Here is a 17215-nt window from a genome sequence, read left to right as displayed (position 1 = left end):
CCGGGGACTCAGACTCCCGCCAGCGACATGTTCTGCTGTCGCTTGCTCAGCACCTTCACCGGTTGGATCGCCATCACCCGCATGAAGATCTGCAGCAGCTCCGGATCGAACTTGCTGCGCATCTCCGTCCACATCAGCATCAGCGCCACTTCCGGCCCGTACGCGTCCCGGTAAGGACGCTTGCTCGTCAGCGCGTCGTACGCGTCGGCGATGGCGATGATCTTCGCGTACACCCCCAGGTTCGTCTTGGGGATGATCATCTGGATGTTGCCGCGCGAGTCGCGCACCGCCGTCCCGAAGTCCGCCTTGTGCTCGAACGTCGTCACCACGCGCAGCAGCGTCGAGCGCGTGAAGCCCTTCTCCATCAGGATGTTGCGCACCGAGATCAGCGGCGCCTTCTGGATCAGCGCCTTCTCGTCCGGCGTCAGCGCCCCGCGCTTCGTCGACAGCTCGTCGGGGATCGTCACCATCCCCGCGTCGTGGAACAGCGCGATGTAGCCCAGGTCTCTCAGCTGCGGCTTCGTCAACCCCAGCTCCGAACCGAACACGATGCTGATCAGCGCCACGTTCACCTGGTGGTAGACCAGGTACTCCGCCTCGCGCTTCATCGTCGTCATGCCCAGGAAGTGCGTCTTCTGGTCGTACGAGATGTCCACGAAGTCCTGGATGATGCGCAGCGCCTTGCTCGAGTTCAGCGGCTTGCCGGCCCGCACCGACTCCAGGTACTTCGTCAGGAAGTAGACCGCGCGCGCATACACCGTCATCGCGTACTTCTTGCGGTCCACCTTCTGGTCGTCCGGGTTGTCGAGCTTGTCGGCCTCCTTGCTCAGCTTCTCGCGGAGCTTGGAGAACTTGGCGACCTTCATGTTGAGCAGCTTGCGCGCCGCCAGCCCGTCCTCCTCCGCGGTCGCCGTCTGCTCCTTGCTGAAGATCCACACGAAGTTCTTCAGCTCCGGCAGCGTCACCGGCTTGGTCAGCGTGAAGCCGCCCACGTCCTTGGCCCGCAGCTCCGTGAGCAGGTAGCGCTGGTTCTCGATGGAGTTCAGGTCCACCTTCACCAGCATTCCGTTGAGGTAGAAGCTGTCCTTGACGCCCACCAGCTCCAGCCGCCCCTCCTTGGAGATGATCTGGTTGATGATGTCCTGGAGCTGCGTCAGCGGCTTCTCGAAGACGGCGTTGTCCGGGTCGTACATCTTCACCGAACGCACCAGCATGTAGAGCCCGGACACCATGCCGCGCGCCAGCGCCTGCAGCTTCTCCGAGTGCGCGCGGCCGAAGTCCGACGTGTTCTCCTGCTGCGCCTGGGTGATCTTCAGGTTCTCGGCCATGGCCTCATGCCTCCTCAGCGGACGCCGTGTCTCCGAACAGCGCCTTCTTCGTCTGGTACATCGCCTTGCGCGCCGCGGTGAGCACCTCTGTCGGCTGCGACTTGTCCTCCACCACGCCCTGCAGCAGCTTGTACGACTGGATGTTGCCCGCGCCCGCGAGCCCCTGGATCGCCAGCAGCTTGTCGTCCAACACCTTCTTCTTGTTCAGCAGCGAGGGCTTCACCGCCAGCATCGCCGTCAGGTACGAGAGCGCCGCCGTCGTCCCCGTGCTGCCCAGCGCCGCGTAGAACGCCGCGCGCTCGTCCTGCGTCTTCTTCTCGAAGTTCGGGTCGCGGATGACGCGCTGCAGGTCCAACGTGGCCTTGTCGTGGTCGAACTCCGGCAGCACGCGCGCCGCCTGGATGCGCACCTGCGAGATGGGATCCTGCAGCATCTCCGCGATGAGCTTACGCGCCTCGGGGGTGTGGCCCCGGGCGATGATGCTCATCACCTCCAGCTTCACCACCAGGTTCTTGCCCTTGAGCACCTTGCCGAACATCTTCAGCCGGTCCGGCAGCTGCGCCTTCTCCAGGATGTAGACCATGTCCCGGATGATCTGCGGCTTGTCCGACTCCAGCCGCATCACGAAGGGCTCGGGCCGAACCTTGGCGAAGTTGGCCAGCACGTCGCTCAAGAGGACGCGGTTCTCCGGCACCTCGATGGTCTCCAGCACCGTCAGCAGGGTGATGATGCTGTTCTCGTCCAGCACCTGGAGGTAGCGGACGATGTCCGTCGGGTTCCTCGGCTTGGTGAGCTTGAGCGACTCACCCATTCGGATCAGCCGCTGCTCGTCCCCCATCTTCTGCAGGAAGTAGGAGAGCAGCCGGCTGGTGTTGCTCGTGTCCACGTCCTCGCGCTGCACCAGCGCCCGGAGCTTGAGCACCATCTGGTTGATGGTGGCGTAGTCGTCCTGGATGAGCATGGCGTCCAGGAGCTGCACGAAGAGCTCCTCCAGGAGCCCCACGTCGTCCACGCCGCCCTCCACCACCTGGAACACGGCGCTCACCAGCTTGGGGAAGAGGCGCGCGTTCTCCTCCTCCTCGATCTCCTTCTGGAGCCGCGCCTTCATCGTGTCCGTGGCGTAGGTGCCGCCCACCACCACGCCGCGGATCTGCTCCACACCCTCCATCTGCGCGTCCAGATCCTCCGCGTTCACGCGGGCGAAGCGCAGGTAGTCCTCCGAGCTCGTCTTCAGGCGGGAGTAGAGGTAGCCCACCACCTTGTCCACCTCGATCTGCACCTCCTCCTCGGAGGCGCCCTCCATGCTGAAGCCCTCCACCACCACGTACTCGACGTGCTCCAGGCCCGCCCGCCACAGCTGCGCCAGCACGTCGTCCGCGCCGCGCTCCGGCTCGCTCAGGGCGATCAGCGTGAAGGTGACCATCTCCTCCACCGTGAGCCCCGGCCGGAAGATGAGCTGGCGGATGCCGTCCCGGAAGAACTTGTAGGGCAGCGGCGTGGCCTCGGAGAACAGCGGCTCGTTGTGCAGCATGAAGTTCTGCTGCTCCACCTTGAGCGACAACGGGCCGTGCTTGCCCGTGTACCCCGCCAGCGCCTCCTGCGCCCGCGCCAGGAACTCGGGGAACTTCGAATCGTTGTGGCGGTACATGCCGATCTGCTTGATGCCCTTGAGCAGATGGAAGGTGAAGTTCCGCGCCAGTTCCACCTTATCGGCTACCACTGGATCCGCGGCCGACGCCGCGGCCGTTTCATTCGATGTCTGAGGCGAGGCCATGGGGGGGCGAGGGGGTTCGAGCGAAGGAGGGGCTCTCAGTCTACCTTCTCGAAGGCCCCAAGAGATCCCTGTAAGCCCGGCGCTTCCCGTTTGCCATGTGGGCTGAATCCACACCCTGAAAACGACCGCGCCCCCGCCGGTGAAGGGCAGGGGCGCGGATACCGCGTCAGGCTTCCGTGAGCGGGGCTCAGGTGGTCGCGGCGGCCGTGTCGGGATCCACCTCGGCCATCAGCGCGGCCAGCTCCGACTTGAGCTTGTCCTTGGCGCGGATCTCCAGCTGGCGGGCGCGCTCACGCGAGAAACCGAAGTGCTCGCCCAGCTCCTTGAGCGTCATCGGGCGCTCGTTCATGACGCGCTGCTCGATGATGAAGCGCTCGCGCGGATCCAGCCGCATCAGCGCCGTGCGGACGCGGTTGTTGATGAGGCCCGCCTCCTCCTTGTCGGCGAACTCGTCATCCTGCGGCGCGCTGGCGCTCACCACGAAGTCCACGTGGCTGTTGCCGCCGTCCTCGCCCATGGGCGCGTCCAGCGACAAGTCCCGGCCGCCCATGCGCTGCTCCATCTCGCGCACCTCGGTGGCCTTCACGTTCAGCTTGCGGGCAATTTCGTCCACGTTCACCACCGAGCCGTCCGGGGTGCCGAACTTCTCCAGCTCGCGGCGGGTGCGCGCCAGGCTGAAGAACAGCTTGCGCTGGGCCTGCGTGGTCCCGAGCTTCACCAGCGACCAGCTCTTGAGGATGTAGTTCTGGATGTACGCGCGGATCCACCACACCGCGTACGAGATGAGGCGGATGCCCTTGTCCGGATCGAACTTCTGCACCGCCTTCATCAGGCCGATGTTCCCCTCTTGGATGAGATCACTCATCTTGATGCCGTAGGAGCGGTACTCGTAGGCCACCTTCACCACGAAGCGCAGGTTGCTGGTCACCAGGCGGTGGCCGGCGGCCAGATCGCCCTTGATGAACTTGCGCGCCAGCGCCTGCTCTTCGTCCACGGTGAGCAGCGCGTAGTGGTTGATCTCCGAGAGGTACATCGAGAGAGAGCCAGAGTTGGACGACTGCTCGTTGGAGAGCTGCATGGTGGGTGCTCCCGAGTGGGCCTCAGAGGCCTCGAAAGTGGTTGGAACCGCCTGCCGACCGCACGCTCCATGTCCAGAGCAACCACGGTGCCAGACGCGTTGGGGTAAATTTCCTAAGAACTCCAGGGACTTGGAATGGAGGGCGGGTGAGCTGGGGGGGATAAGGGTGAAAGACTTACAAGCCGAGGCCCAAAACCCAGGACTGGTGTGCTGGTAGAAAGTCCCGGGTGTCGACGGTCACCTCCGAGTCTCGGGGAATGAGAGTGGGTCGTGAGACCCTTCCTTCCAACCCTCTAACGAGACCAAGTGGTGTCGTCCGAAGTGCGCTCAAGAACGAACCCTCGGAGAGGGAGCGAGCGGGCTCAGGCGGCGCGACGGGCTTCCAGGAAGCGGCGCAGGGGCGCCAGCAAGCGCTCCGCCTCGCCGGCCTCTAGCGGGCGCTGGCCGAAGCGGGCCTCGAGGTAGCGACGGGTGAGGGGCTGGAGCGGTCCGGCCAGGGGGCTGTGCTCCCGGCTCAGGCGCGCGGTGAGATCCTCGAGCGTCTCGCCCTCGTGGGTACGGACGCCCGCCTCGCGCAGCAGGCGCTCCACGGCGTCCACCAGGCGCGTGGCCTCGAGGGGCTTGGGCGTGGACTTCCGCTTGGCGAACAGGCGCCAGGCGCCATAGGTCCCCACGCCCGCCAGCAGCGCCAGGGCCCAGACGCGCGCGGGCGGCAGGCTGCGGGAGGAGCGGCCGGGATCGCGCGGCGGGCGGATGAAGCGCTGGGCCACCGCCATCTGATCTCTCAAAGAGAAGTCCACCACGGCCGAGCGCCACCGCGCCTCCAGCGACTCGTACAGGCCCGTGAGGAACTGGAGCGCCGCGGCCGACTGGCTGGCCCGGTTGCCGGGGGGCGTAGCGTCCAGGGTGACGAAGCCGCGCTCGGGCACCAGCACGTGCGTCCAGGCGTGCGCGTCTCCGGCTCGGAGGATGTAGTCCTCGCCCGAGCGCTCGCCTCCGTAGAAGCCGGCGGCCAGCCGCGCGGAGAAGCCCTGGGTGCGCAGCATGACGGTGAGCGCGGTGGCGAAGTGCTCGCAGTGTCCCGCCTTGCGCACGAAGAGGAAGTCGGCGAGCGGATCCTCCACGTCTCCGGACAGCTCCAGGGTGTAGCTGTACTCGCGCTGGAGGAAGGTGCTCAGCTTGCGCGCGGCGGCCAGCGGATCCTTCTCTCCGTCCAGCACGCGGTCGGCCAACTCCGCCACGCGCGGATCCAGTCGGTCCGGCAGCGCGAGGAGCTGGCCACGCTCCACCTCGCTCAGCTTCGTGGAGGCCTCCTCGTCCGGCGGCAGGCTGGTGGCCTCGTAGGAGTAGGAGATGCCGGCCTCCGCGAAGCGCACCTCGCCGCCGCCCAACTCCGCCAGCGAGGTGCGCCGGCTGCCGGACGCGCCGAAGGCCACCGCGTTGCCCATCCGCGTGGGCGTCTCCAGGGCGATCAGCGTGCGGGCGCCATAGGCGGGCAGCAGCTCCACCTTCTGGTGGATGGAGCTCTCGCCGCCGGGCCGCAGCGTCACCCGCTGGCGCGTGCGCTTGGGGGTGCCGATGCTCGTCCACTCCTGCCCGTCGAAGGTGTCATAGGTGCGCGCCACCCAGTACGCGCCGAGCTGCTCCTGGCCCGGGTCCGGCGTGAGGTGGGCGCGCATCACCACGCGAGGGTTGCTCTTGAGCGTGCCCGCGCCGCCCAGCCGCACCGTGTCCGACAGGCCCGTGGTGGCTCCCAGGCCCGGCGAGGTGCGCCGCCCGGCGAGGTTCCAGTTGAGCCGGGGGAAGAGCAGGAAGAAGGCCGCCGCGCCGCACACCGCGAAGACGATGCCCACCGTGAGCGGGCGCACCACCGCGCGCACTGGAAGCGGCTCGCCCTCGGGTACGGCGGCCTCCACCACGGACAGCCCCATGGAGAGGCTGGCCAGCACGCAGAAGGCCACCAGGAACACGGCGAAGATCAGCTCGCCGGAGAGCGCCGCGCCGCCCGCCACCATGAGCAGGCCGGCGAGCTGCACCTGTCCATCCGTGCGGGAGTCGGGTGTGGACAGCAGCCGGTGGGCGGCGATCAGGCCCGCGAAGGCGCACGCGGCCACCACGAGATCCAGCTGGCCCGAGTACACGGACAGGCCCAGCGCGCCCGCCACGCCCAACAGGAGCACCGCCGTGGCCCGGGAGCGCTGGGCGAACAGGCGCCAGCCGCACAGCGCGCAGATCAGCGCGAGGGCGAAGAGCCCCAGCGTCCACACCGGGAGCTGTCCGGACACGGCCATGGAGCCGAACGCCGCCCCCGCGCCCAGGTCCCTCAGTCGCAGCCGCAGCCGGGAGGGCGCGCTCATGCCGCTGCCTCCTCTTCCTTCTCCTCGCGCAGCTCCTCGAAGCCCAGCCACGCCAGGGCGCGGAGGATTCGTCGCTCCTGCACATGGCCGGCGGCGGGGCGCAGGCGCTCGCCCGCCGTCTCCAGGCCCACTTCATGGCCCGCGCCGAGCAGCTCGTGGGAGAGGGCGGCCACCTCCTCGCAGCGCCGCTCCAGCGCATCACCCGTGAGGCCCGCGTCCACGGTGAGGACGTAGGTGCGGCGCTCCTCGCGCTCGCGCTCCACCTTGAGCAGCTTTCCCACGGCGGCGCTCTTGCGCCAGTGGACGCGGCGGGCGTCCTCCTGGGGCTCCAGCTCGCGCAGGCCCGCCACGTCTCCGGTGCCATCGTTGCGGCGCGGGCTGCTCGAATCTCCGAAGAGCCCCTGCAGGGCCTCGCCGGGCACTTGGCACGCGTAGCCTCGCCGGGGGTAGACGAGCAGCGTGCCCTCCAGGTCGAAGACGCGCGTCTTGGCGAACAGGCCCAGGGGCCACGTGGTGGTGACGCGCACGCCGCTCAGTTGCACGGGCCCGCGCCGGGGCGCGGTGAGGTCCGCGCGGATGACATGCTCGGTGCCCGAGGGCAGGTAGCCCACGCGCCCCTCGCCGGTGAGGGGCGTGTCCACCTCGCCCAGGGTGAGGGCGAAGGCGTGGCCCTGCTCGCGGCGCAGGGCCCAGCGGAACGCGAAGGGCTCGCCGGCGAAGGCCGACTCGGTGCCCAGGCGGCGCGGGCGCAGGTGGCGCAGGCAGCGCTCGGAGAGCACGCCGGACACCACCACCATGGACAGCAGCAGGCCCAGCACCAGGTAGAGCAGGTTGTTGCCCGTGTTGAGCGCACCCAGGCCCACCCCGAATGTCACCACGAGGTAGGTGCGGCCCACGCGCGTCACCTTCAAGGTGCGCGGAGGGCGCAGCAGGGCGCGCAGTCGCACCCAGAGGGCCGCCAGCCGAGCCTTCACCGGGGCGCCGCCACCTTGCGGGACAGCTCCTCGAGCAGGTGGGAGGCCTCGTCCCGCGCCGCCGCGCCCTGCACGTTGCTGCGCAGCAGCAGGCGGTGCGCCAGGCACGGCACCAGCACCGCCCGCACATCTCCGGGCGTCACGAAGTCGCGCTCCTCCCACAGGGCGTAGGCGCGGGCCGCGGCGCCCACCGCCAGCACCGCGCGCGTGGAGGCGCCTCGCTCGATGTCGCCGTGCTCGCGCGTGGCCTTCGCCAGCCGCACCACGTACTCGGCCACCGAGTCATCCATCCGCAGCTCGGCGGCCAGGGCGCGCAGGCCGATCAGCTCCTCGGGCCCCGTCACCGGCTCCAGCTTCTCCACCGGAGGGGTGCGCCCGCGCGTGGTGAGCAGCCGCGCCTCCACCTCGGGAGAGGGGTGCCCCAGCGACAGCCGCATGAGGAAGCGATCGAGCTGCGAGTCCGGGAGCGGATAGGTGCCGGTCAAGTCGAGCGGGTTCTGCGTGGCCACCACCGTGAAGGGGGCGGGCAGGGGATAGGTGGAACCATCCAGGGAGACTTGCCCCTGGGCCATGCCCTCCAGCAGCGCGGACTGGGTGCGGGGCGGGGCGCGGTTGAGTTCATCGGCCAGCACGAGCTGCCGGAAGATGGGGCCCTGCCGGAAGCTGAAGGTGGCCGTGGCGGCGTGGAACACCTGGGCGCCGAGGATGTCGGCGGGCATCAGGTCCGCAGTGAACTGGATGCGCGCGAAGCTCAGCCCGCACGCGCGCGCCAGCGCCTCGGCCAGCGTCGTCTTGCCCACCCCCGGCACGTCCTCCAGCAGCACGTGGCCGCCGGCGACCACACTGGTGACGGTGAGGCGCGCTTGCGCCTCCTTGCCCTGCACCACGCTGGAGAGGTGGGCGGCGATTCGCTCCATGACCGAGCGAGAGGAGGCAACGGTTGGGGCAGCAACAAGGGCTCGGGCGGGCTGGTTCATCCGTGGGTCGCAGTCTACCCGAGCCGTCCTCCGAGCGGGACCCCACCATACCGGGCGGCGGGACCCGGAGGCCCGCTCACCGCCCGTCCATGCCACTTCACGCTAAGCGAGGATCTCTTCCGGGGTGTAGTAGGCGCGCGGCGAGGTGCCGGTGCTGACCCCGAAGTAGCGGAACATCCGCTCGTGGTGCCCCGCCAGGCCCCGGAACACCACCTTGCGCGCCCCCAGGTCCCGGGTGAGCACTCCCACCGCCGTGTCCTTGAACTCACGCAGGTGCGCGAAGTCCAGGACGACCTCCTTGGAGCCCAGCGACTCCAGCGAGTGCCGCAGCTGCGCGGCCGTACGCCAGTCGAGCGTCCCTTCGAGTCGCAGCGTGATTCGTCCCGCGAGCTCTTCCTGGTGGATCTGCAGCCCCGCCATGGTTGCCTTCTCCCTTGATGCCGAGTCTTGAGTGGTGCCGTCGGACGACGGCCACGGACTGCGAGGCTGTAGCATTTCCCGGACCAAACGAATCCCGAGAAAGCCTTGTGAATCCAAGGGTTTCCACCGTTCGTCGCCAACGCACCTACAGGAACCGCAGAATTTACAGTCCGGTTTCAGCAAGATTTTCCGGACTGTTTGAAATCGGTCGGAATGAATTTCCGGTCCGCTCAGCCCTGGGAGCCCTGGGAGGGCGCCTGGGTGCGCAGGGTCAGCTCGCGCTCCTGCTTCGCCTTGAGCTTGCGGAACTCGCCCACCACCTTGGCGGGGTAGCCGGCCATGAACTTCTTACGGGACTCGCGCTTGGCGAGGATCTTCTTCGCCAGGCCCGGGCCGGCATTGTAGGCCACCAGCGCCTTGTCCACCGAGCCGAAGCGGTTGATGAGGTCGGCCAGGTACGCGGTGCCCAGCTCGATGTTGGTCTCCGCGTCGAAGAGGTTGGTGGAGCGCCCCAGCCGGAAGCCCGCCTTGTCGGCCAGGTACTTGCCGGTGGCCGGCATCACCTGCATCAGCCCCATGGCGCCCACGTGGGAGACCGCATAGTTGTTGAACGAGCTCTCGCAGCGGATCAGCGCGATCACCAGCATCGGGTCCACGTTGTTGCGCTGGGCCTCGCGGACGATGGCCACCGCCACCCGCCGCTGCTGCCGGACCGGCAGGCCCGAGGCCTTCACCGCCTCCACCACCCCCAGGCTCAGCGCCTCCTGGTAGGCCACCTCATCCTGGTACTCCTGCAGCCGCACCTGCGTCTCGCGCAGCGCCAGCTCCTGCTCGGCCAGCTTCGCCCTCAGCTCCGCGACCTCCGGAGTCTCCGTGACAGCCCCCTCCGGAAGCGCCGACGGAAAGTTCGGAACCGCCGCACCCGTCAACATCGCCGCCGCCGCCACCGCCACCGTCCATCGCCCCATCTCACTCTCCCCGGCGCGCCGACCCCCGCGCCCTCGACACTCACGCCAGGTCCGTCAAGCACCCGCCGTGCCAAGGGCTGGGGAGCACTCCCTGTATCATTAAGATCATTGGAAGCTCAGAGCCCGAGAGGCGCCCGGGTAGGACAGGACAGAGGGGAAAAAATGCCCGGGAGTGGAAGATCATTGCCCAACCCGGGGCTGTCGAAAGCACTGGTGTTCCCCTCTCCAGGGGTTGCCGTGGGACACGCGGCTCCCTAGTTTCGGCGACAATCCGAGACGGGTGGGCAGGAGGCGGACGGGCGTGTTCTGGACGATGAGCATCATCCTTTTCGTGCTGTGGGCGCTGGGGATGACCACGGGCTCCACCGAGGGGTACTGGGTCCACCTGCTGCTGCTGTTCGCGGTGGTGACGCTGATCCTCGCGGTGTCGAAGCGCAGCCGGCGGGTCCTGGCATGAGCGCGCGGGTGGAGGTGGCACTGCCGAAGGACGCCACGGGCTTCATTCGCCGGCAGTGCCCGGGTTGCCACCGGATCTTCAAGACGCTGCCGAACCGCTTCGATGCGCGCGTGCTGCAGCGCCGGCTGGTGTCGCTCTTTCCCTTCGAGAACGCGGACGAGGGCTATGAGGAGGTGCCGCACTGGCACTGCCTCTACTGTGGCCACCACGCCGAGGCGGACGAGTGGCTGGCTCCCGAGCACGTGAGCTACCTGGAGTCGCTCTCTCGCGCGTGGGCCAACCACGTGCGCTACGAGCAGCTCGCCTATGTGTCCCGCACGCTGTCGTACAACCCGCGGCCCACCTTCATCGCGGTGGCCCCGGAGGCGCTGCCCGAGCCGCTGCCCGCCGAGCCGGAGGACCTGCGCGTCATCCCCATGGTGTGTTGTGGCGAGGACGTGAAGGCGGAGTGGGACTGGGACGGGCCCATGTACTGTCCGCGTTGCGGCGCCCACCATGGCGGTATGAGCGGCCGGCAGCAGGTCCACCTCCAGTTCATCCAGGAGTAGACGCGGGGCCAGCGCCCGCGCGAGGCTGCGCGGCGCATGCGGATGGCACGACTCGCGGCGCCGCTCGTCCTGTTGCTGGGGGCGGGGGTGGCCCGCGCGCACGACGCGGACATCATCTATGCGCAGGTGCGGCGCGCCCCGGCGGATGGCCCGGAGGTCCACGCGCTGCTGACGATGACGGCCAGCACGCTGAGCCTGTTGCTGCCGGCGGACGCGGACGGCGACGGCGACATCTCCCAGGCGGATCTGGACGCGCGGCGCGCGGCGCTCAAGGTGGGGCTGTGGGACGCGGTGCCCCTCACGGCGGCAGGCGCCTCCTGCGCGCGCAAGGAGCACTCCGCCCGGAGGCGTGAGAGCTACGTGGAGCTCACCGCCACCTTTATATGTCCGCCGGGCCCGCTGCGGCAGACGTTCACGGTGCTCTCGCTGCTGCCCTCCAACTACAAGGTGGTGCTGGGCACCTATGGTGGAGAGGGGGGCCAGCTCTTCGCCGACTCCCGCCAGCCGAGCGTGGACATTCCCGAGCGGGGCGCGGCGCCGGCGTCGGGGTTCGCGCCGGGCTTCGGCGGCTGGGTGCAGCTCGGGATGAAGCACATCTTCGAGGGCATCGACCACCTGGCCTTCCTGCTGGCGCTGCTGCTGGTGGGCGGCACGCTCAAGCGGGTGCTCTGGATGGTGACGGCCTTCACGGTGGCGCACTCGCTCACCCTGGGGGCCACGGCGCTGGGCTTCATCCTCCTGGACCCGGAGCGCACGCGCTGGGTGGAGGCCGCCATCGCCCTCTCCATCATCTATGTGGCGGCGGAGAACCTGGTGCTGCGCCAGCACCGGCACCGCGCCCTCATCACCTTTCTCTTCGGGTTGGTGCATGGCTTCGGTTTCGCCAGCGTGCTGAGCGGCTACGGCCTGGGCCAGCAGGTGGTGAAGGGGCTGCTGGGCTTCAACCTGGGGGTGGAGCTGGGGCAGGCCGTGCTCGTCGTGGCCTTGCTGCCCATCATGCGGCTGATCCAACGCCGGCCTACTGCTCACCGGTGGACGGTGCGAGTGCTCTCCAGCGTCATCCTCGTGGCAGGAGGGGTGTGGTTGGTGGAGCGCCTCGGTTGAATCCTCGCAGGCCCATCCCTAGGTTGCCGCGGAAGGTAGTCAAAGGGGGACGGTAATGGGGGCGAGGCACACTCGCTTGGCGGCTGCACTGGCGGCAGCATGGGAAGCCGAAGTCGTCTCGGCGCGACGCATGACGGCGTTGGCCGAGAAGGTCGGAGATCCGCGCGCGAGGGCGCGGCTGATGGTGCTGGCGGCCTTCTGTCGGGCACACGCCTCGCGCCTGTTGGCCCGCCTGGCGGCCTTGGGTCGAGGCCCGCTGCCGGTGCCTCCGGAGGACATCGAGATCGGCGAGGACCTGGTCCTCGAGCTGCGCAAGGAGGGGGCGTTCGCCCGCACCGCCGCCGCTCGCTACGAGTCCACCGCCGAGATGGCCCGGCAGCACGCGGATCTGTCCTCCGCCTGGGTGTGTGAGCTCAACCGCACCGAGGAGCAGGATCGCTCCCGGGAGCTGCTCACCCTGGCCGAAGGGGTGCTGCCCGCCGTGGGCTTCACCGACGTGGTCGCCGCGGCGCCGGCCGACTCCTGAGCTGCTGACAGCCTGCCATGGTTGGGCGTAAAACCGCCCCCATGGCCAAGGCCGAGAGCTACAACGATCTGATCTTCCAACTCGGGGACCTGGCGCGGGATCGGTTGGCTGGCAAGCCCAACTGCCCGCGCACCATGGATCGCGTCTACCGCGCCGAGGAGGCGCTGGTGGCGCGGCGGGACGAGCTGGCGGAGCTCGAGCAGCAGATGAACGAGGAGGACGTGGCCTACCAGGAGTTCCAGGCCGCTCAGGAGAAGGAGCGCGTCACCCACCTGGTCTTGGTGAAGAAGTGGAAGAAGGCGGTGGACGCCATCGAGGGCAAGGTGCGCGACATGCGCAAGGGCCTGGCCTCCAAGCGCGCCGAGAAGCGCTATGCCGCCGACGGCCTCAAGAAGCTCGAGGCGAAGATCTCCGACATGGAGCTCACCCGCGTGGATCCGCTGGAGATCGGCCTCGCGCGCGAGAACCTGAAGAAGAACCGCCTCAAGCAGATGCGCCTGGAGCGCGACATCGAGGCCATCGAGTACGACCTGAACAACGTGCTCACCCCGGCCCCTGGCCAGCCCGGCGCGCAGGGCATCCTGGCGCACAAGCGCCTGCTGGAGATGGATGACGAGGCGGAGAACCGGGAAGAGGCCTTCAAGCAGGCCATGGCGGACTTCGACCAGGCGATCAGCCAGAAGGAGCAGGAGATCCAGGCGGCGGAAGACTACCTGGATCAGGCATTGTTCCTGCTCGGCGAGGACGTTTACGCCCAGCGCATCGCCGATGCGCAACTCTCACCGTTCTACCCGAGGCTCGATCGCGCCCAGTGAGGGTATGATCCTCCCTCGGTGCTTGACGTAAGGGGCGTGTCTGCTACATTGCGCCGCTTCCTGCCGCCCGGAGGGTACAGGAACGGGCCAGGCAGTTGATTTCATTAAGTTTTTCCGCGCTATGCGCGCTCGCAGTGAGGATGACGTGAAGGGTCTGATTGGCAAGAAGATCGGCATGACCCAGGTGTTCAACGACGAGGGCAACCTCGTCCCCGTGACGGTGATCGACGTCAACACCTGCCAGGTCGTGGGCAAGCGGACGCCCGAGAAGGATCAGTACTCGGCGGTGACGCTGGGTTTCGGCGAGGTCCGTGAGAAGGTGCTCACCAAGGCCCAGCTCGGCTTTTTCAAGAAGAACAACGCGGGGCTGCGTCGTCACCTGAGGGAGTTCCGGGTGACGCCGGATGAGGCCGCGAAGTTCAACGTGGGCGACGCCGTCAAGGCCGACATGTTCACCAAGGGGCAGGTGGTGGACGTGACGGGCACCACCAAGGGCCGCGGGTTCTCGGGCGTCATGCGCCGCTGGAGCTTCAAGGGCTCGCAGACCAAGACGCACGGTACGCACGAGTATCAGCGTCACCCGGGCGCCATCGGTCAGCGTAAGACGCCGGGCCGTACCTACCCGAACAAGAAGATGCCCGGTCACTACGGCGTGGATCAGGTCACCACCCAGAACCTGACCGTCGTGGACGTGGACGTGGAGAAGGGCCTGGTGCTCATCAAGGGCGCCGTCCCCGGCCACAACGACGCGCTGGTCATCATCAAGCCGAGCATCAAGCTGGCGCTGCGTCAGCAGCACAAGGCCGCTCGCGGCGCGTAGTCGTTCCGCCGTCGTGCGCAGTGACGCCCCGTTGGGGAGCCCGAGAGGGCTCCTGGCGGGGCGTTTGCGTTTCAGCCCGTCGCCAGCAGGGAGCGTGCGCCCTCGGGCGTGAGGTAGAGCTTGCTCTTCATGGCCAGGCGGAGCGTGTCCAGCCGGGGCAGCTTCTCCTGGCGGATCATCGCGAGGGTGAGCGCGTTGTGGCAGTAGATGCTCACCAGCCGGGGCAGGCCGCCGCTGCGCAGGTAGAGCAGTTGCCGTGAGGCGGCGTCGAGCGAGACCCAGCCGAACCCGCCCACCGAGCGCATCCGGAACTCGATGTAGTCGACCATCTCCTGCTGCGTCATCGGCCGGAGGCTCACGGGCGGGATGCCCGCGAGCAGGCTCGGGGGCGCGCCCTGGAAGACGAGCCCCTCGGGGAGCGACTCGGTGCCCACCAGCACCAGGGAGAACTTTCGCCGGGGCGCGGCCTGGGCGATCCGGTCGATGTCCTCGAGCAGCTCCCGGTCGTTCGGGTCCACCCCATCCACGACGATGACGACGGGGGCGTCCGGCCGGTCCGGGGGAGTGACTTGTGCCAGGAAGGCCTCGATGAGGAAGCGCTGGCTGGAGGTCGGGTTGACGTGGACGCCGCTCTGCCGACAGAGCGCCAGGAAGAGCCGAGAGCCGAGCAACAGCTGGGGCTCGATGGAGAAGACGGCCGAGCCCGGCAGCTTGTGCTGCAGCATCTCGCACAGGAACGTCCTGCCGCTGCCGGAGGGGCCCACGAGCACGTTGACGCGCTGGCCCACCTGCACCCGCGCGGCGAGGGCGGACAGGGCGCTGCCGTAGGGGCCGCCCTCCCAGAAGGAGGCCGGCTGGCGGATGTCGCTGAAGGGGTAGCCCTTGAGCGCGTAGTACTGGTGATAGCTCTGGTTGCCCAGCAGCTCGATCTCCCGACCCGAGGACTCCATCAGGGAGGAGGCCGTGGGCCCCGACCAGTTGGTGCGCGAGGTGGGGCTGAAGGAGCTGGGGCTGGAGAAGCTGGGGACGGAGCCCTCGGAGATCGAGAAGGACGCGGGGCCCCCTGTCGTCACGGCGGGGCCCTGGGGGCTTCGGGGGCGGGCGAGGTTGCGCCAGCGCAGGAGCTGCTCGTCCAGCCGCTCGATGAGCTCCACGGCCGTGGGGCGCTCCTGGGGCTGCTTGGCCATGGTGCGCTTGAGCAGCTCGGCGAAGGACGCGTCCAGCTCGGGCAGCAGGGAGCGCGCATCCGGCACCGGGCTGTGGATGTGCGCCTGCATGGAGCCGAAGAAGTCGTTGGCCGCGAAGGGCCGGCTGCCGGTGATCAGGTGGAAGAAGGTGCAGCCCAGGCTGTAGATGTCCGAGGAGGGGGTGATGTTGCCGCCGGCCCACTGCTCGGGGCTCATGTAGAACGGCGTGCCTTCGATCTGCGCCGAGGCCTGGCCGAGCGTGCCCCCTCCATCCATCTGGGCCGCCAGCCCGAAGTCGGTGATCTTCAGCACCTTGGCCGCGTTGAGCAGCAGGTTGGCGGGCTTGATGTCGCGGTGGCAGATCCCCATCGAGCCCGCGAGGCGCAGCGCGTCGGCCGCCTCGCGCATCTTCTCGAGGGCAAAGGGCTCGGGCAGCCTGCCGCCGTGCTGCTTGGCGACCTGACGTGTGGAGGCACCTTCCACGTACTCCATCGCGATGAAGCGATAGCGCGCCGTCTCGCCGATCTGGAAGATCTGCACGACGTTGGGGTGCATGAGCCGTGCGGCGGCGCGGGCCTCGCGCAGGAAGCGCTCATGCAACTCGTGGTCGATCTCGTCGTTGCGCTTGGTGAGCAGCTTGAGGGCGACGTCCCGGCGCAGGATGTTGTCCTTGGCCAGGTACACCATGCCCATGGCGCCCGCGCCGAGCAGTCGGACGATCTCGAAGGCGCCGATGCGCTGTCCGGTCGGGTCCATTTCAGCGCCCGCGGCCTCGGCCCCAGAAGTAGCCGACGGCGAGCGCGGCCAGCGTGAACACGGGAGCGGCGAGCCGCGCCAGATCGCTCAGGGAGAACGCCGTGGCGGCCTGGCCGAGCGGCCCGAGGGCGACGACGGTGCTGACCGAGACCAGCACGCACAGCGCCACCAGCAGCACGGGCGAGACCGAGCCCCGAGGAGGCGTGACGGGCGCGGGAGCGGGCGCGGGGGGCTGGGTGGCCCGCTGGGCCAGGGCGCGCAGGGCGCTGTCCGCCTCGATCTTGAGGTTGAGGTGGACGTTGAGCGTCACCTCGCGCGGCACGTTCAGCGGAATGGAGATCGACGTGGAGACGGGAGTCGCCGCGACCGGAGCAGCCTGGGCAGCCGCGTTGCCCGAGAGGGCCTCGGTGGGCGGGTAGGGCGGCGCGAAGGGTTGCATGCCCATGACCCGTGTCTGCGCGAGCAGGTGGTAGGGCATCGTCTCGTCACCCCGCGCCTGACGCTCCACGGGCGGCATCGGCGCGGCCACCGACATCTCGTCGGGCACGGGAGGCGCCGGGAGCGGGGGAGGCGGAGCGGCCTTGATCCCCGAGGAGGCGGCCTTCTTCATGACGCCGGCGACGAGGCCGTAGACCTCCTTCCACGCGGCTTCGGTCTCCGGGGTGAAGGACTCGCCGAGGCCCTCGCGCAGGGTCCACAGCAGGGCCTCGCCCACGAGGACATAGTGGTGATCCTGGACCATGTAGCCGGCATGGCGGGCGCCGAGCTGCTCCAGCACGGGCACCAGTCGCTGGGGATTGTTCAACCCATCCACGGCGACGTTCAGCATCTGCATCAGCTTCTTCTTCTGCTGGGCCAGGTCGCTCTTGAAGAGCGGCTGCACCGAGGGATCCAGCTCGAAGAGGCGATCATAGAAGAGGGTGGCGGCGGCATCCGAGATGGGGGCCACCTGGGACCAGGAGCGCTGGACCAGCTCCACCGTGTGTGGGCTCAAGCCGCCCTTGGCGGCGGCCGGCGCGGGGGCCGGGGGCGCGGGCTGCGCGGTGGGGCGTGGGGCCGGGGGCGCGCTGGAGGCGGGCGGGGGAGGCGGAGCGGCCTGCGCGGCGGGAGCGGCGACCGGCATCGG

The 17215-nt window shown here is 68.8% G+C and carries 16 protein-coding genes; 6 read left to right on the top strand and 10 right to left on the bottom strand.

Going from position 1 to position 17215, the window contains the following annotated elements:
- Positions 1–8: 8 nt before the first annotated feature.
- From SYV04_RS43085 to SYV04_RS43050, 8 genes are all read right to left on the bottom strand, one after another.
- The gene (locus SYV04_RS43085; RefSeq protein ID WP_321551961.1) at positions 9–1328 is read right to left on the bottom strand and encodes an HD-GYP domain-containing protein; all 1320 of its coding nucleotides are present in this window, start codon (positions 1326–1328) and stop codon (positions 9–11) included.
- 4 nt (positions 1329–1332) lie between these two features.
- Positions 1333–3102 (bottom strand): HEAT repeat domain-containing protein, encoded by a 1770-nt coding sequence (locus tag SYV04_RS43080; RefSeq protein WP_321551960.1) that lies wholly within the window; start codon positions 3100–3102, stop codon positions 1333–1335.
- A 187-nt stretch (positions 3103–3289) separates the two neighbouring features.
- Positions 3290–4180 (bottom strand): RNA polymerase factor sigma-32, encoded by an 891-nt coding sequence (locus tag SYV04_RS43075; RefSeq protein WP_321551959.1) that lies wholly within the window; start codon positions 4178–4180, stop codon positions 3290–3292.
- A gap of 362 nt (positions 4181–4542) precedes the next feature.
- Entirely contained in the window at positions 4543–6537 is a 1995-nt protein-coding gene (locus tag SYV04_RS43070; RefSeq protein ID WP_321551958.1) for a transglutaminase TgpA family protein, read from the bottom strand.
- Complete coding sequence (locus tag SYV04_RS43065) at positions 6534–7511, bottom strand: DUF58 domain-containing protein (RefSeq protein ID WP_321551957.1); 978 nt, start codon at positions 7509–7511, stop codon at positions 6534–6536. The genes SYV04_RS43070 and SYV04_RS43065 overlap by 4 nt, the downstream gene beginning before the upstream one ends.
- Positions 7508–8488, bottom strand: coding sequence for an AAA family ATPase (locus SYV04_RS43060; protein WP_321551956.1), 981 nt, complete (start codon positions 8486–8488; stop codon positions 7508–7510). Before SYV04_RS43060 ends, SYV04_RS43065 begins: the two co-directional genes overlap by 4 nt.
- 102 nt (positions 8489–8590) lie before the next feature.
- On the bottom strand, positions 8591–8908 hold the full coding sequence (locus tag SYV04_RS43055; RefSeq protein ID WP_321551955.1) for an STAS domain-containing protein: 318 nt from the start codon (positions 8906–8908) through the stop codon (positions 8591–8593).
- 230 nt (positions 8909–9138) lie between these two features.
- Positions 9139–9876: a lytic transglycosylase domain-containing protein gene (locus SYV04_RS43050; RefSeq protein ID WP_321551954.1), complete on the bottom strand. Its 738-nt coding sequence runs from the start codon at positions 9874–9876 to the stop codon at positions 9139–9141.
- A gap of 301 nt (positions 9877–10177) precedes the next feature.
- On the opposite strand from SYV04_RS43050, the gene SYV04_RS43045 reads away from it, so the two are divergent.
- The 6 genes from SYV04_RS43045 to rplC all read left to right on the top strand — a co-directional run bounded on the left by SYV04_RS43045 (position 10178) and on the right by rplC (position 14146).
- Positions 10178–10333 carry a lmo0937 family membrane protein gene (locus SYV04_RS43045; RefSeq protein ID WP_321551953.1) on the top strand — a complete coding sequence of 52 codons (156 nt, stop codon included), beginning with the start codon at positions 10178–10180 and terminating at the stop codon, positions 10331–10333.
- Complete coding sequence (locus SYV04_RS43040) at positions 10330–10881, top strand: hypothetical protein (protein ID WP_321551952.1); 552 nt, start codon at positions 10330–10332, stop codon at positions 10879–10881. The genes SYV04_RS43045 and SYV04_RS43040 overlap by 4 nt, the downstream gene beginning before the upstream one ends.
- A gap of 36 nt (positions 10882–10917) precedes the next feature.
- The gene (locus SYV04_RS43035; RefSeq protein ID WP_321551951.1) at positions 10918–11985 is read left to right on the top strand and encodes a HupE/UreJ family protein; all 1068 of its coding nucleotides are present in this window, start codon (positions 10918–10920) and stop codon (positions 11983–11985) included.
- 130 nt (positions 11986–12115) lie between these two features.
- Positions 12116–12511, top strand: a complete 396-nt coding sequence (locus SYV04_RS43030) for a hypothetical protein (protein WP_321551950.1) — start codon at positions 12116–12118, stop codon at positions 12509–12511.
- Positions 12512–12552: 41 nt separating this feature from the next.
- On the top strand, positions 12553–13326 hold the full coding sequence (locus SYV04_RS43025; RefSeq protein ID WP_321551949.1) for a hypothetical protein: 774 nt from the start codon (positions 12553–12555) through the stop codon (positions 13324–13326).
- Between the two features lie 145 nt (positions 13327–13471).
- Complete coding sequence (gene rplC / locus SYV04_RS43020) at positions 13472–14146, top strand: 50S ribosomal protein L3 (RefSeq protein WP_321551948.1); 675 nt, start codon at positions 13472–13474, stop codon at positions 14144–14146.
- Positions 14147–14217: 71 nt separating this feature from the next.
- Here rplC and SYV04_RS43015 read toward each other — a convergent pair whose 3' ends face one another.
- Together SYV04_RS43015 and SYV04_RS43010 are read right to left on the bottom strand one after the other, a co-directional pair.
- Positions 14218–16089 (bottom strand): protein kinase domain-containing protein, encoded by a 1872-nt coding sequence (locus SYV04_RS43015; RefSeq protein WP_321551947.1) that lies wholly within the window; start codon positions 16087–16089, stop codon positions 14218–14220.
- A gap of 1 nt (position 16090) precedes the next feature.
- The coding region (locus tag SYV04_RS43010; RefSeq protein WP_321551946.1) for a globin family protein at positions 16091–17215 on the bottom strand (1125 nt) is incomplete at its 5' end.

It is taken from the genome of Hyalangium ruber, from assembly GCF_034259325.1.
Lineage (GTDB): Bacteria > Myxococcota > Myxococcia > Myxococcales > Myxococcaceae > Hyalangium_A > Hyalangium_A rubrum.
Note: the sequence above shows the minus strand (reverse complement) of the source record. Positions and strands in the feature narration are given on the sequence as shown.

Coding starts and splice junctions, on each gene's coding strand:
- SYV04_RS43085 (WP_321551961.1), bottom strand. CDS start 1,328: ATGGCCGAGAACCTGAAGATCACCCAGGCGCAGCAGGAGAACACGTCG.
- SYV04_RS43080 (WP_321551960.1), bottom strand. CDS start 3,102: ATGGCCTCGCCTCAGACATCGAATGAAACGGCCGCGGCGTCGGCCGCG.
- SYV04_RS43075 (WP_321551959.1), bottom strand. CDS start 4,180: ATGCAGCTCTCCAACGAGCAGTCGTCCAACTCTGGCTCTCTCTCGATG.
- SYV04_RS43070 (WP_321551958.1), bottom strand. CDS start 6,537: ATGAGCGCGCCCTCCCGGCTGCGGCTGCGACTGAGGGACCTGGGCGCG.
- SYV04_RS43060 (WP_321551956.1), bottom strand. CDS start 8,488: ATGAACCAGCCCGCCCGAGCCCTTGTTGCTGCCCCAACCGTTGCCTCC.
- SYV04_RS43055 (WP_321551955.1), bottom strand. CDS start 8,908: ATGGCGGGGCTGCAGATCCACCAGGAAGAGCTCGCGGGACGAATCACG.
- SYV04_RS43050 (WP_321551954.1), bottom strand. CDS start 9,876: ATGGGGCGATGGACGGTGGCGGTGGCGGCGGCGGCGATGTTGACGGGT.
- SYV04_RS43040 (WP_321551952.1), top strand. CDS start 10,330: ATGAGCGCGCGGGTGGAGGTGGCACTGCCGAAGGACGCCACGGGCTTC.
- SYV04_RS43035 (WP_321551951.1), top strand. CDS start 10,918: ATGCGGATGGCACGACTCGCGGCGCCGCTCGTCCTGTTGCTGGGGGCG.
- SYV04_RS43030 (WP_321551950.1), top strand. CDS start 12,116: ATGACGGCGTTGGCCGAGAAGGTCGGAGATCCGCGCGCGAGGGCGCGG.
- SYV04_RS43025 (WP_321551949.1), top strand. CDS start 12,553: ATGGCCAAGGCCGAGAGCTACAACGATCTGATCTTCCAACTCGGGGAC.
- SYV04_RS43015 (WP_321551947.1), bottom strand. CDS start 16,089: ATGGACCCGACCGGACAGCGCATCGGCGCCTTCGAGATCGTCCGACTG.